The sequence below is a fragment of the Carboxylicivirga longa genome (assembly GCF_050589825.1).
Taxonomy (GTDB): domain Bacteria; phylum Bacteroidota; class Bacteroidia; order Bacteroidales; family Marinilabiliaceae; genus Carboxylicivirga; species Carboxylicivirga longa.
The window spans coordinates 72,277-88,099 of record NZ_JBNGOZ010000021.1 but is presented as its reverse complement, the minus strand read 5'-3'; the positions used below and the strand labels follow the sequence as shown (position 1 = coordinate 88,099).

General features: G+C 42.1%; 11 protein-coding genes. 5 read left to right on the top strand and 6 right to left on the bottom strand.

Features of this window, described 5'->3' with window-relative positions; translation table 11 throughout:
• Positions 1-186 precede the first annotated feature (186 nt).
• From ACRD7A_RS15770 to ACRD7A_RS15745, 6 genes are all read right to left on the bottom strand, one after another.
• Positions 187-894: a FadR/GntR family transcriptional regulator gene (locus ACRD7A_RS15770; protein WP_430812099.1), complete on the bottom strand. Its 708-nt coding sequence runs from the start codon at positions 892-894 to the stop codon at positions 187-189.
• 287 nt (positions 895-1,181) lie between these two features.
• The gene (locus tag ACRD7A_RS15765) at positions 1,182-3,992 is read right to left on the bottom strand and encodes an alpha-amylase family glycosyl hydrolase (protein WP_430812098.1); all 2,811 of its coding nucleotides are present in this window, start codon (positions 3,990-3,992) and stop codon (positions 1,182-1,184) included.
• Positions 3,993-4,059: 67 nt separating this feature from the next.
• Positions 4,060-5,709, bottom strand: a complete 1,650-nt coding sequence (locus ACRD7A_RS15760; RefSeq protein ID WP_430812097.1) for a SusF/SusE family carbohydrate-binding protein — start codon at positions 5,707-5,709, stop codon at positions 4,060-4,062.
• A gap of 60 nt (positions 5,710-5,769) precedes the next feature.
• The gene (locus ACRD7A_RS15755) at positions 5,770-6,582 is read right to left on the bottom strand and encodes a SusE domain-containing protein (protein WP_430812096.1); all 813 of its coding nucleotides are present in this window, start codon (positions 6,580-6,582) and stop codon (positions 5,770-5,772) included.
• 10 nt (positions 6,583-6,592) lie between these two features.
• Positions 6,593-8,203 (bottom strand): RagB/SusD family nutrient uptake outer membrane protein, encoded by a 1,611-nt coding sequence (locus tag ACRD7A_RS15750; protein WP_430812095.1) that lies wholly within the window; start codon positions 8,201-8,203, stop codon positions 6,593-6,595.
• 43 nt (positions 8,204-8,246) lie between these two features.
• Positions 8,247-11,225, bottom strand: coding sequence for a SusC/RagA family TonB-linked outer membrane protein (locus tag ACRD7A_RS15745; RefSeq protein WP_430812094.1), 2,979 nt, complete (start codon positions 11,223-11,225; stop codon positions 8,247-8,249).
• Between the two features lie 493 nt (positions 11,226-11,718).
• Between ACRD7A_RS15745 and ACRD7A_RS15740 the strand changes: the two genes are divergently transcribed.
• From ACRD7A_RS15740 to ACRD7A_RS15720, 5 genes are all read left to right on the top strand, one after another.
• Complete coding sequence (locus tag ACRD7A_RS15740; RefSeq protein WP_430812093.1) at positions 11,719-12,747, top strand: LacI family DNA-binding transcriptional regulator; 1,029 nt, start codon at positions 11,719-11,721, stop codon at positions 12,745-12,747.
• Between the two features lie 79 nt (positions 12,748-12,826).
• Complete coding sequence (locus tag ACRD7A_RS15735; RefSeq protein ID WP_430812092.1) at positions 12,827-13,174, top strand: type II toxin-antitoxin system RelE/ParE family toxin; 348 nt, start codon at positions 12,827-12,829, stop codon at positions 13,172-13,174.
• A 7-nt stretch (positions 13,175-13,181) separates the two neighbouring features.
• A complete protein-coding gene (locus ACRD7A_RS15730; RefSeq protein ID WP_430812091.1) occupies positions 13,182-13,463 on the top strand; it encodes a helix-turn-helix domain-containing protein in 282 nt (93 codons plus the stop codon).
• A gap of 207 nt (positions 13,464-13,670) precedes the next feature.
• Positions 13,671-14,717, top strand: a complete 1,047-nt coding sequence (locus ACRD7A_RS15725) for a hypothetical protein (RefSeq protein WP_430812090.1) — start codon at positions 13,671-13,673, stop codon at positions 14,715-14,717.
• A 107-nt stretch (positions 14,718-14,824) separates the two neighbouring features.
• Positions 14,825-15,616, top strand: coding sequence for a hypothetical protein (locus ACRD7A_RS15720; protein WP_430812089.1), 792 nt, complete (start codon positions 14,825-14,827; stop codon positions 15,614-15,616).
• Positions 15,617-15,823: the final 207 nt, after the last annotated feature.

Genomic DNA, 15,823 nt, shown 5'->3' with positions numbered 1-15,823 from the left:
AAGGAAAGGTTTTTGAAAATAGACCTATGTTATCAACAACTAATCGGTTTTACAACGCATTATTAAACTATAGCCTTTCATAATTATATGTTATTAACATTCAATACATCAAAGACTTTTTCGTAAATCCTGCACCTGACAATCCTATAGTCATAATAAGTAAGACACTAATGGTAAATAAGATATTTAAACCGTCTTATTACTTATAAATTCCCAATAAGGTATTAGGTGAGTTCTAATGGCTTCACGATAGTCGTTTTTTCTATTTTCCCTTATCAAACAAAGTAGATCTTCATGCGTAATGATTTCGTTACTGTCCCTTAGCTGATTGTTGACAGGCGCAAAGTTGCTTTGATAATTTTGCCTTGCAAAAACAAAAATGGGTTGTATGATTTCATTCAACTGGATGATGAATTGATTGCCGGCCATTTCGTAGATTTTTGTGTGAAAACGCATTTCGTCTTCAACACTTAGCATATCAATGCTAATATTTTTCTGCTGTGCTACAATCTGTTCGAGCTCTTCAATTAGCTTTTCTGTTCGATTATTAAAGATAAAATCAGAGATGCCAACCTCAAGAGCTATGCGCAATCCCATCATTTCCTTTATGGTTTGTAGTTTGAATAAATTAGGATTAAAAACCTTCTTCAAACCGTTCAATAGAGGGGGTTCGGTTATAATAATACCGCGTTTGGGTCGGGTTTGTATTAAACCCAGCATTCTAAGACGACTCATAGCCTCACGAACTACATTTCGACTAACCCCAAAGGTATTAACCAATTCAAATTCAGTAGGCAGAGTATCGCCAGGCTTCAAGCCTCTGTCCTCAATATAGCTGATAATTTTCGCTTCAACCTGGTCGGCCAGTGTAAGTGTTGTAAATTCTGTTTGCATCGCAAAATACGGATCGTTCTATTTGTAGGACAAATAAAACGATTATATTTTAATTGACAAAACACAAACCGAATACGCCCATTGTGGAAACTTAAATACTAAGCTTTTAAACCACTACCAGTCAACAGAATTTCATCGATGGACGTGCTTTTTAAAAGTAAGCAAAGTAGAGCTTAGCCCTTATACAAATAAGTAGCAGCCATTTCTACGGCAACGCCTATTAAAAATAACTTTTCCAAAGTTTAAAACTTTGGAAAAGTTGAGATCGTCTAACATCAAGCATTGAATCAACGCTTTATTAGTTTCATTACTTCTAAACCATTACGGTGCTGTATGCGTAACAGGTAATTGCCCTGTGGCAACTGCGACCAGTTGTGGGTACTGTTGCCTGCCGCTAATGTACCCCTATCAATCAAAGCGCCCGAAAGGCTATACAAAGCAAAGCTTGCTCCCTCGCCTACATGGCTGATACTTACCTCGTCGGTAAATGGATTGGGTGCCACCATCACTGCTTTTTGTACTAGCTCCCCACCCGATGACGTTGATTGCTCAAAACCGCTGAGTTTCTTCTGACTGTATAGCATATAATCACCCGGTAACAAACGCACCTCCATGGCCGGATCACTCACCACAAGACTGTCTTTCCCCAAAATATCATACCATTTACCGGCAGTGCTAAAGTCAGGTGTAACAAGAGTAGGCTCCATACCAAAATTAGCCACAATACGCACATCGCTGCCCTCCATATTCAAGCTGATACGCTTTACAGCACCACGCACATCCATGGTAAAATCATCAGTGGCAAACACGGGCTCATTCTTCTTTATCTCAATCATACGCCTGTAGACCTCAAACAATCGTGTACGATCCGGGTCGCCCTGATAATCCCACTTGGGTGGCTTGGGTGCAAGGCGGCAGTCATTACTCACTGTACCATCCGTGCAGCGGTTGATGCTTAAATCAAACCCCAGCTCACCAAACTGCCATATCATTACCGGCCCGGGCGTGGCCATCAGCAAGACGGCAGCTCCTTCGGTACGTTGCAGCGCGGTTGCTGTTTCTTTCACATTGTGATCACCCACTACATTACCAAAAAGTTGATTTTTATACATGATGCGCTCCTCATCATGACTCTCCATATAATTAACGAGCACCGGCTTACTCCATTGTCGTCGTTGGTAATTGGTCCACGACAAGTCGGATTTAGCATTTTCGGTATAGCCCATGGTAGCCTCATTATAATTATGATTAGCATTACCCCACAGCAGGATACCGTGATCGGCTAGTTCTTTCTCCTCAGCATTGGCAGCCAGATGTTCAAAGATAACAAGGGCATCGGATTTACGTTGCCAAATCTCATCGGCCATGCGCTTTAGCAGCCGAATACGATCAGCATCAGGTCCGTTGGCCCACTCATCGCCATCCATGGGGTACTCGGTATTGGAGAATCCCTTGGTGAAATCAAAACGAAAACCATCCACCTTGAACTCACGCATCCAGAAGGAACAAATACTATCTACCAAGGCCTGCGTATGTTCACTCTCGTGGTTGAAGTCATAGCCCCAGCTTAAGCCCGGATTATCGATGTTAGACTTGGCATTGTACCAGGGATTATTCAAGGGCTGACCATCGTTACCCAGGTACATACGTGCGAAAGGCGACTGACCATAGGAGTGATTCAGCACCATGTCCATGATAACAGCGATACCTGCCTTATGGCATTCATCTATGAAGATTTTATAATCCTCAGTAGTGCCATAGGCCTTATCGGTGGCAAAATAGAACGACGGATTATAGCCCCAGCTGTCATTTCCTTCAAACTCGTTAAAAGGCATCAGTTCGATGGCATTCACACCCAATCGCTTGAGGTAGGCCAAAGTGTCGGTAACAGTTTTAATATCCTGCGCATCGGTGAAGTCGCGTATCAGCAGTTCATAAACGACCAATTTTTCGGGCGATGGCGCCACAAAATTATTCACCTCCCAGCTGAAGGTCTGATCGGCGGTGGTAAAAACACTCACAATCTCGTCCTGTCCCTGCGGATAAGGTTTTAAATTAGGATAGATGCGTTCGGGTATATAACGGTCGTTCCAAGGATCCAATATCTTGTTGGCATAAGGATCGGCAATTTTAATCTGCCCGTCCACCCAAAACTGATAGGCATATTCATCTTTGTTATCAAGTCCATCAAGGGTGAGCCAGAAATAATCTCCGTCTTTTTTCATCATGGCGGCAGCAGAGGGCTCCCAGTTATTAAAATCGCCCACCAGGTACACGTATTCTTTATTGGGCGCGAAAAGCACAACGGTAGCACTTGTGGCACTCAGCACATTCACTCCCCTGCGCAATCCTGCCGGCATGGGTTCATTCACCACATCACCCCGCACAAAAAACTTACTCAGCGCCTCTACACTTTCGGCTCCGCGCGATGCCACGGCAAGTAAATTATAGGTGCCCGCCGTAACATTGCTCAGTGTATGGGTAAGCGATGAAGCATCGGACTGCGCTACCACTTCATCATTTACCCAAAGCTCTATTTGATCGTTGAGCAAGGCATCAACACGGATATCAACACTTGCGCCAGCCTCATAAATACGGTTATTGACCGGGCTTGATATGGCCACTGAGAGCACAGCATCAGATACATCTACAAAAATATCCTTACCGCCGGTATCCTTCCCCTCCAGACTGGTGTCAGCACTGCGAAAAACAAAGGCCATCTGCTGGATCACTTCGCCATCCGCAACGCCGTAATACTGCCGTACGTCAGGTGTAATTTCGAGGGTATAAACATCAGTGGCTGTTCGGGTCATCTTGTATTTAGCACTATTATCGCCCCAGGTAGGCGCATATTGCCAATCGCTCGACCCACTGCTTTTGTCAGTTATCACACCGGTATGCGCATACACATCACCGGTAAAGCCGGCCAAACCGCCTGTTCCACGGTCGGCATAGAAGGTAATGGTTACCTTATCGGATTCGGTAGGCAGCGCAGGATCGGATATTACCACCTGAGCCTTGGCACCGACTGCCAACAACAGAAGTGCCACCACCACATAAGTCCCTTTCCTAATTTCTGTAATGTATTGTTTTATCATGGCATCGTAATGGTTAAAAAAAGCCGCCACAAAGGGCGGCTTTTAAAGTATTAATTGGATAAATAGATTACTGCGTGATGGAGCCTGTGCCATTCATAAAATCAAGGGTAATTACCGCATTCCCTGCACTCATTGGCACTCTCTCTTGATCTCCACCGGTACCCCGGTACTCAATCATATCGTTGAGAATGATAAACTCGGCCTGCCACCAGTCGCAAGCCAGGGTTTTGGCGCCTACGTGCATACGCAATTCACCTTCGGCTACTTCGCCATCATACTTGATCACTTTGTTTTCCTTGTCGATGGTAAACAAATTAGCCGGGTTGGAAGCATCCCATCCACCAAATACAGTACCCATACCATACACATTGGCAGGATTGGCTTCCACGGTCTCGTTCAACAGATCCACCACCACAATGTAGTAGTTAGCCTCCGGCACCTGGATATTACCGCCACCTTTGGCCCATACGCCATCCACTGGGTCGCCGTCGATACCAAAGTCGCCACCCCAGGCACGTTGTGGTGCAATTTTAAAGCCTGAATTACCACTTGGGTCAAGCCATACAATGGCCCAGAAAAGCTCTGGGTGAGAATGTACAGGTACAAACTGTGCATAGTTAGTGTCCCAGTTCCAGCCACTGGCATCGCCTGCACCGTTGAGGGCACCACCGGTCATGTATAGCTCAGCCGGATAGGCCGACTCTTCCACGGTCAGCACCATGTTTTCATCAATCGTGAGGCTGTAATCACCATCGCTGGCGATTTCAATGGCTACACCACCTTCAATAAGTGTATAGTCGCTGTTGCTTGTGGCACCATAAACCACAGGTGTTGATGCGTTGTACTTCACCTGGAAGGTACCGGCTGACAGTCGGGTTTTCATAGTCATATCTGATCCTTCCTGGCTAAAGCGAGTTGCTTCATTCACAACGGCAGAACCCACCAAAGAATAGAAATTATCCTCTTCCACGGTAAAAGTCATGTTTTCTGCATCCAGGCTTACGAAGTAATCGTAGGCTTTCACGGGTATGTGTTTACCTTCCTCATCGGTAAGATTACCTTCCATCTGCGGTGCATACACCAGGTCGCTTGTGCTCCCCAGCTCCTGCTGATATACATTATCATTCAGAAAATTGAAGGCACCCTCCATCATGGTAATAGCTCCATCGCTCTTCCAAAGTTTGGCATCACTATCATACTTCAGTGCGACAGCTTCGGTCAGGGCAGAACCCTGTACCTTCCACACCGGCTTCTCATCCTCGTAGATATACCTTTTCACCAACATAGATACAGGAATGGAAATTTTCTCATCGCTTCCGGCTGTAGCCACAACACGCACCTGTAAACCCACTTCTTCTTCAGCCATCACTCCCAAATCGCGAATGACCTGATTCATGGCAGCGGTTGTTATGGTCATGTAGGTTTTATCGGTAGTGCCAAGGCCTGCAGGCGAGGTAAAGTCACCTGAAGCCAGATCCACCTGCACATCATAGCTAATATCCTCAGAGGTGCCAAAATAGGCTGCTTCCCAAATAAATGTTTCAAAGGCACCCTCATCATTCTCCTCAATCAAACTATAGGTGGTAGAACCATTGGGACTTAATATTGAGGCAGGCCCCGGCTCCATGGGTATGCGCGTAATACCGTCTTCATCATTACATGCGGTAAACGCCACCATCAGAGCCATTAACGTATATATAATATTTAACTTCTTCATAAAAATATGCTTTAATTATCAAGTAAAACAGATTAGCATTATCAATCGACTGATTATCTTCTACTGCTTTGTTAACTTGATAGTACCATTCTTTTTATTAAATAAAATCTCGTAATCTCCGGCCTCTTTGGCGATGAAATTAATTTCGCCATACTCGTTAACCGGTGCAGGGCCTACCAAGTCGGCAGGTACTGACTCCACAAGAGTCATATTATCATAAAACCATTGTACAGGCCCCCAGTCGGTGTTCTGTCCTAAAAAACGGAAAGAAGAAGGCTCGGCAGCAAGGGTGATGGTTCCCTTATACTCATCGGCCGATACTGACTCCAACGGTAAAGCATCAGCAGGCGACCATCCGGCAGCCGTGGCATCGCCTACCACATAAATCGGAGGCACAACAGCATCGTAAGGAGTTACATTTAACTGTATTACATTACTGTACATCACGGCCACATCCTCGTTATTGTTATCAGCTCTTACGCGAACGTTTACAGTAGCTCTTTCGCCCGGTGCTTTATCAAGGCCGGTAAGGCCAAACAACAGGTTAAAAGATTTCACATCGATACTTTGAAACAATAGGGTTGTTGACTCCTGCATATCTACTTTATTCACAAACTCAGTATCGTCAAGATCAGCAACCTCAATGGTATAATTTGAAACAATGGGCATATTAAACTTAGCGCCACTGTATATAAATGTTTCGAAAGGATTCTCAGCATTCTCTTCGGTTAAAACATACTCCAAGGCACCATCGGGTGATACCAAAACAGGCGCTTCAAGGGGCGCTAAAACCGGTGTTTCAACATCCTCGGTGCAGCTATTGAGCAACACCATAGAAAACATGAACAGGTATATGAATTTCAAATATCTCATAACTACAATATTAATAACCAGGGTTTTGAACTAAATTAGAGTTAGCACCAATATCTTTGGCCGGAATAGCAAATAAGCGTTTGGTAGCACTTACCGCTGCACCTGATGGCACACCGCCCTTCCAGGCCCACAAATATGCGTTGGAAGTGTATTTATTATAACGTATCAGATCGGAACGACGGGTACACTCCCAATACAATTCGCGGCCACGCTCATCGAGAATAAAATCGGCAGTAAGGTTACTTTGCGTGATATTGCCCGAAGCATTGCCAAAGGCACGCATTCGCAACTTATTAATCAGGCTCACCGCCGTTGCTTTATCACCGCCCTGTCCTTCTTTTACCACTGCTTCAGCATACATTAGGTAAGCATCAGCAAGTCGAAACAGCGGAAAGTCAGTGGTAACAAAGTCCTTGTTAGACGGTGCTGATCCATCACTATTGATGTTACGGTATTTCATTACACCAAAACCATCAGAATACAAAGCAGGGTTTTCAATTTCCTTAGCACCCGAATCAAAAAAGGTACCATCTAAACCATCCACATAGCCGCGCCTATCTCCCGCCTGAAACAAATCGATTAACTGCGGACGTGCCCGGTTACCTCCCCATCCGCCACTGAGGCCAATGGCATCAGGTGAGATACCACCACCGGTTGAACTGAAGCATAGGAAAGAAGTACCACCATAAGTCTGCATTTTATCACCATCGTAAGGGACAGCAAAAATAAAACCCGAAGCGATAGAAGAATTGTTATTATCGGCATAGAAGAGGTGCTGATAATTATCTTCATAAATATCATAGGCATCAATTAGCTTCTTAGTCTCTGTAATCACCGCATCCCATTGAGGCGTACCCGTATAAACCTGGGCATTCAAATACAAACGAGCTTTTAAAAAGGCTACGGCACCGGCGTCAACACGGCCATAATCAGCTGTTGCAATGGGTGTAATATCACTTTCGATGGCATCCAGCTCGTCGATTACCCAGTCAAACAAATCCTTACGCGAAATTTGCTCGGGTAAGTAAGTTCCAATACCATCTGCTTCAGTAACGAAAGGAACGCTGCCAAATACATCGATGGCTACCGCATAGGCATAAGCCCTGAGGAAACGGACCTCGGCACGCATGGCATGAATGTTCTCTTTAATATCCTCCTGACCACGGGCCGCCAACTTATCGTCGGTTGACTGACGTAGAAACTCATTGGCCATTGACACCTGATGATAAATACGATAGTACAAACCTTCAATAAAGGGGTTGGCCGCTGAATATTGCAGTTGGTTTAATTGTGAAATACCAAAATCGCCCCAGGCACATATTGCCTCATCAGTAGTTAATACCTGCGCATTCCACAAGTTACGAATAAAGGATGACGATCCTTCGTCAATACCACCAACATCGCCGTTACCGGCCGGTCCTTCCTGCCCCGTAAGAGCCAAAGCAGCATATACTTTTGCCACCACACGTTCATAACCTTCCTCGGTCTGATACACTTGGTCGCCTGTGGTTTTGGTGGGATCAATGGGCAACTGATCCAGCTCGTTCAGACATGAGCTGAGCATCAGCGTACTCACCACGGCGATTGCCACGTTTTTGCTTATATATTTTAATAATCTCATCTTCATCTGTCTATTAATTGTTTTTCAAAAACCGGTTTACTCATTAAAAACCAAGATTAACACCTAACATAAATGTTCTGGCTCGCGGATAGAAATTATTATCAATTCCGCTTGACACTTCAGGATCAACTCCGTTGTAGTCCGAAATAACAAACAAATTCTGCCCGGTAACCGACACCCTCAGGCGCATGTTGTTTTTACTGATATTATTAAAACTATAACCAAGCGAGATGTTATCCATCCGGAAGAAAGAGGCATCCTCGATGTAATGCGACGACCAGTACTGATAATTATTAAAGCCTTGCGCAGCCATTGGCAAACGGTTACTCAGGTAATTACCACCACTGTTGTAAGTATCCTGCTTCACGCCCATGGTTGAAGCATTGTTGTTATAAACCGAAGCACCAAACTGCATGCGTCCCGACAAAGAGAAATCCCAGTCTTTGTATTCAAGGCGTGTATTGATACCCACCAGGGTAGTTGGAGCAGCCTGTCCTACTCTTATTTTATCAAAATCGTTAATCAAACCGTCTTCATTCTGATCCACGTAAACGCCTTCCAGTGGATTACCTGCCTCATCGTACACCTGTTGATACACAAAGAATGAATTGGCCGGATAGCCCACCGAGTTAATCTGAATGTTAGAACCGGTACCACCGGCAATACCACCCACCTGATTACCCAGGAAAGTTGGATCATCGCTTGTAGTTAGTTTAGTAATCTCATTCTGGTTGTAGGTGAAGTTGGCGCCAACCTCCCAATAGAAATCGCTCTTTACAATAGGGCGATAGGTTAACCCCACCTCAACACCGATGTTCTCCAGACTTCCTACATTGGTTACCAACTCGTTAATGAGGTTGGCACCGGCAGCAATGGGCACCATATTCAACAGGTCTTTGGTTTCGCGGTAATAGAATTCCGCCGAACCGGAGAACTTATTTTTTAAGAAGGCATAATCAACACCCACATTATAGGTGGTTGTTTCTTCCCACTTAATGTTTTCATCATAACCATCGGGGCGCAGTGTATTCACATAACCGCCATCCCATGGATACATGGCTGTATTATTGGAACTAACATAAGGTCCCTGATAAGGCAGGTCGGCAGTTACACCCTGCTGACCGGTAATACCCCAGCCCAGACGCAACTTAAGATCAGACACTACCCTGGAGTCCTTCAGAAAATCCTCGTTGATAAGACGCCATGCCAAACCCACAGCCGGAAAGATACCCCAGCGATTATCTTCTGAGAAGCGCGAGGTTCCATCGGCACGCATCGTGAAATTAAGCAAGTAACGGCCATCATAGTTATACTCGGCTCTACCAAAGAAAGACTGCAAGTTATTCTGTGCCTTGTAGGGTTTGAAAGGAGTTACTTCATTGGTCCTATCAAAGTTGTAAGTAACGTTATCGCCTTCGCGATAAAAGTCCTGGTAAGCATACCCAGCCATCACCTTTAAGTTATGATCACCAAAATCACCGTTGTAGTTCAAGTAGAAATCCAATGTTTTATTTTCCTTATCCTGGTTATAGGGCGAGTACTCCCCGGCACGGTTAGGATCGTTGGGTGACGACCAAGCGGCCGTTGGCTGCGTAATGGTTCGCCCCTCTGATTTAGACCCGTCGTAACCCAGGTTTAAAGTAGCTGTAATAGCCGGAAAAAAATGTAAGGAGTAATCAAACTTGGCATTTATGATGTAACGATGCACATCACTCTGGTTATCACGCAAGTTTAATTGTGCTACGGGGTTCATGGTAGCAATAGGAATGGGCTTGGGCTTAGGCTCGCTATCATCCACCCAAGTGTAGTAACCACCGTAGGGCGAATTTTGATCGTACACGGGCTTGGTTGGATCAAAACTTACAGCCGTACCAATGGCATCGTCATTTGAGAAAGTGTTATTCACAAACATATACTTTGCGTTAACCCCCACTTTCAGGTGATTATCGAACAGCGTAGGATTCAAATTCAAACCAACCGTTGTACGATTCATGCTTGATGTTTCAATAATACCTTGCTGATCGGTATAACCCACCGACAGGCGATAGGGCAAATTCTTATAGGCTCCCGAAAGACTTACATTATGGTCAGTACCCATGGCCACTCGATAAATCTCATCCTGCCAGTCGGTATTTTGCTCAGGATATTGGTTCACACGATTAACGGCCTTAGAACCCTCGCCATAAGTTTCCAAAATGAACTGACGATACTGATTACCATCCATTACATCAAGTAAGTCAGCCGCAGCGCTTACCGAAAAATTACCCGAGTAATTCACCTTCATCCTACTACCTTTCTGGCCTTTTTTTGTAGTGATAATAATTACACCATTAGAGGCACGAGAACCATAAATGGCAGTGGCCGAAGCATCCTTCAGCACTGAGAAAGACTCAATATCATTAGGGTTCACCACGTTAAGCGGATTTTGCATACCATCCACTCCTTCGGTATCGATGGGCACACCATCAATCACAATCAACGGATCATTAGAAGCATTTAGCGAGGATCCGCCGCGAATACGAATGGTTGAACCGGCACCCGGCGCTCCGCCTGTACTGGTTATTTGAATACCGGCCGCCTTACCCACCATCAAATCTTGTGGTGAGGCAATGGCGCCGGGATTAAAGTCTTTGGTACTAATGGCCGATATGGAACCTGTAGCATCTTCTTTCTTAACGCTGCCGTACCCTATCACTACCACCTCTTCCATGCCTATCACATCTTCCTCCAATGCAATATTGATTGTTGAACTGGTAGCAACAAGCTCCTGTGATTTATAGCCGATAAACGAGAAAACCAGGGTTTGCCCGTTTTCAAGCGTTAGCGTAAATTTTCCATCAGGCATGGTTACAGTCCCCGTAGTGGTTCCTTTCACCGCGACTGTTACACCGGGCAATGGCATGCCATCGGCGGCATCGGTCACCGTACCTGAAACTGTCATCTCTTGCGCATAAAGTGCATTAAAGCTAAATAAGGCAACGAGCATAAACAGCAACTTAAAAAAACTTGACTGTCTTTTCATAAAAACTAGATTTTCATGTGATTAAATTCATTCTTAATCGCTACATGAAGCTCATTTAATAAACTTTCATGTGTTGATAAACAATTTTAATTTATCATACCAAGCAATACCAGACACTTTTATAAAGTATCCATTATTCTTGTCATTAAACATTTGTTATCCGCTTTAAAGGATTTTCATTCTGTGGAAAAGAGAAATTGTACCTGTCATTACCTTTAAAAACGATGCTTTATCGATCCCTAATGAACACTACAAACATACTCATTTAAAGGAGATTTATAAACACTTATTAACACTCAAGTACATTTGTTTGCAGGATTTTTACTGCAATCGTTTGCGGTGTCGTTTGCGGTGTCGTTTGCGGAGATATTGCATGCTGTAAAACATGTTTTTCATAACGCCTGTTTTTCACAAAAAATAAAATATAATGCTATTTAGGCAGATTTTACTATTTTTAATCTTTATCAGCTAAAACAACCATTGTTTAACGATTATGAAATCACAGCCCATCACCATTAAAGATATCGCACGGATACTTGGCATATCACCATCCACGGTGTCGCGCGCATTGAAGGACCATCCTGATATCAGCGCACGGACTAAGCAGTTAGTGCAAACATTTGCTGAAAAGGTGAATTATCGACCCAATGCTTTAGCCTTGAGTTTACGAAGCAGCAAAACCAACACCATTGGCATTGTAATACCCGAGATCGTTCATCATTTCTTCTCATCGGTCATCAGTGGCATTGAAGACGTGGCCTATGGGAGGGGGTACAACGCCATCATTTGCCAGACCAATGAAAACTACCAGCGTGAGGTTATTGACTTGCAGGCACTTGTTGACAATCGGGTGGATGGTATTCTGGTATCGATGAGCAAGAATACACATGCTTTTACCCATTTTCAAAACCTGAAGGAAAACGGTGTACCCGTGGTTTTTTTCGACCGCATCTGCGAACAGATAGACACCGACCGCGTGATTGCCGATGATTTTGAGGGTGCCCGCATTGCCACTCATCACCTTATTGAAAAAGGCTGTAGAAAAATTATGCACCTGGCCGCACCGCAGCATCTGCTCATTGGCAAAAACCGCAAAGAAGGATTTTGCAGCGCCTTACAGGAGCACAACATTCCTTGCGATGAGCGCCTGATTATTAAATGTGATACGCGCGAAACTGTATTTGCCAATGCCGATGATATTCTGCGCCTGGCGCCCGAAATAGATGGCATCTTTGCTGTGAATGACAGTACTGCCATCGCCGCCATGCAGGTATTACAGCGCAACGGCTATAACATACCCAAAGATATTGCTGTAGCAGGCTTTGGCGATGGTCCCAATGCCAATATCGCCTATCCACCACTCACTACCGTGGAGCAGAAAGGCTATGATATAGGACAGGCTGCCATGCAACTGTTAATTGGCCATATTGAGAATACCAGCCAGAACGATGAGTACGAAACAAAGATTTTTACGCCTGAATTAGTAGAACGCAGCTCATCGCAGCTGGGGAAGGATATTTAAGTACTGCAGATTATATTGGCCGTTAGGCGCATATTAAAATATAGTTTCACTATAGTGAAACATTTTATATCTTTGCTTCATGGAGTTTAAAAAGAAATTTAGGACAGCTATTTTCTATAAAAACTACTTTGAGAAGTTTTTTATTAAACAGTCAGACAAAATTAAAGCGAAAATTATCTGGACTATACAGTTGATTGAGGAACTTGAAAGAATACCAGAAAGTTTTTTAAAACATATTGAATCAACAGAAGGACTGTATGAAATAAGAATAAAGTTAAGCAAAGATATTTTTAGGATATTTTGTTTTTTCGATAAAGGAAAACTTATAATTCTAGCAAATGGATTTCAAAAGAAAACGCAAAAGACACCTAAAAAAGAAATTGAGAGAGCATTAAAAATAATGGAGGAGTATAGAAATGAAAAGTAGTAACAAAATGACCCTGGATGAATTTAAGGACAGACATTACGGTGAAAAAGGGACAAAAAAAAGAGAAGAGCTAGAGAGTGGCTACGAAAACTTTAAATTAGGTACACTTTTACATGAAGCTCGTCTTAAAAAAGGTATGACCCAAGCTGAATTAGCTAAAAAAGTAGGAACAACAAAATCTTATATTTCAAAAATTGAAAATAACGTAAAAGAAGTTCGACTCTCGACGTTGCAAAAAATCGTTCAGTTAGGGCTTGGAGGACATCTTGATTTATCAATAAGATTATAAAATAACTTGCGCTAACAATGCGCAATGCCCCCTATAAACCCATAGTATTGATTAAAAATCAAGGTAATCAAAACTTTTTTAGGCTTATGGATTTCTTAAGCTAACGTAAAAAAGGGGACATCAAAGCGGATGAAATTTGAAGTAAAGTATAAAAATGTAAAACACTGAAAGACTGGTATTTATTTTTACGTTAGCCTAGATAATAAGATGATACCACCATTAATCTATACACCTGAAAGAAGCATCGAAGTCTTCAAAAAGACAGAAGAGTTTCTAATTGAAAATCCAGACTTGAAATTAAAGATAGAGAAACTTTCATGGATTTATCATTCTTTGCATAATATAATTCCGACGACCATGCAAAGTTTTTGGTCAGGACATAGTTTTCCATACAATGAATCTTGGGAAGAAATTCAAATATCATTTAATCTAATTTGCTTCGGTCTATATAAACAAGCAATGACTTCTTTGCGTAGTACGCTCGAATTAGGACTTTTATCTGTATATTATAATATAAATGATGATGGTCATAATGCTGTTAAAAAGTGGTTAAGTTCTGCTGATTCTAAGGAAGCTGATACGCCAAAAATACAGGATGTTTGGAAAATCCTTTTACAACATGAGAATATTAAAAAGTTTCAAGAGCAGATTGATATAAAGGGGAGACTTTTAAAACTCGGATTTCTCCACAATTATGTTCATACCAAAGGACATGTATTCTCAAATAAGCTTGGTAAATTAAAATCAAATTATCAAACATTTGAAAAGGATTACATTGAAAAATGGATAAATACATTAGAGGAAATTGTAATCATTGTAATGACTCTTCATCTATTAAAATACCCCGCAGGATTGATTCAATTCGATTACAGTCGCAAATTTGGAATAGATATACCGAGTTTTAGTCATCTCCGTGAACATGAAATTGAAAATTTAACAAAGTATTTACCAACTGAATATTTTCAACTACTACAGGAGATATCAAACAAAGACCAAGAAACTATCAATTTTCTAGAGTGGGTAAATAGTCATCCTGATATAACGGAAGAGGATGTGGAAAATCAGATTGTTGAAATGGATAAAATGGATATTGAAAGGCAAGGTATTGAAGACTACAAAAGACAACAATTAATTATTTACAGAGTTGAGGACTTTAATGACCTATCTGACAAAGTAAAGGATAGAATAAATAAATTAGAAAAATGGGCAATTGACAATAATTTTATTGAGCCCAAATTTAAAATGAAAAATTAAAGCTGGTAAATTGATAGGTTTAAAGTCCGCATCCCTTACGACACCATACACTAACCGCTATCCACATGGGTACAACACAATCCTAAGAACAATCAAAAAATAATGAAATGAATAGGATATTTTTAATCGTAATCATACTGATTGTTTCTGTCTCTTGTAATAAGCGTGAAACGGCTATTGACATTTTAAGTCAGACAATTAACACAATAGATGCTATTGAGTCGATTTATTATAAGCAAGATATGTCGAGGACAAACCCACGAAGCGCAAATGATACCATACAACGATATCGGGAGATGTATTTTAGAAGACTAACTTCTGATTCTATCGTCGGTGTTAAAGGACATTGGTACATGTATGTTAACAACAAAGAAAATGTGATTTATGAAGATATCTATGATGGTGATAGATTAATACGTAAAAACAATAGAGACAGTGTCGCAAGGATTTATGATTTGGTCAAATATCCAGATTTTAAGAAGAAACCTTTTTGGGGTCATAATACACTCTATGGAATGCAATATGAATTGAAATACATACTTAACAACATGGAGTCATACTCAATTGACAGGTTGAATGATACAATTGTTGATGATAAAAATTGTTTCCAAATACAAGTGATCTTAGAGGATAAAATATCAATGCCTGGCTTTAGGATTAGACTTGAAGATAAAAAAGGGAATATTTCAAAAACGCTTTATTACATTGATAAAGAGAATTATTATCCAATTAAAATGAGGGGAGAAAGCTATTCAATTGATGATCCTAAACAAAGTGTTTTTATTGACCAAAGGTATTATGACATTAAATTCGACCTCATAATTGACGAAAATATTCAGTTTAATACAACAGAAAAGTCAATTGTTGGGTTTGAAAAAACAGAGATGAAACCAGAATAAATTCGGCACCCTATAAACCGTCATAATGCATCGCTTGCCACAAGCGCAACACAAGCCACGCTGCATACACCAACCGTTGCGTTCAACGACATAAGCACCACCGAAAACGTTTGCATAAAACCTCTGACCATCATTCATAACAAAAAAGCATCTTTTTTAGGGTCTTTCGCAATCGTTTGCAATATATACTTTAGCTGATAAAGAGAC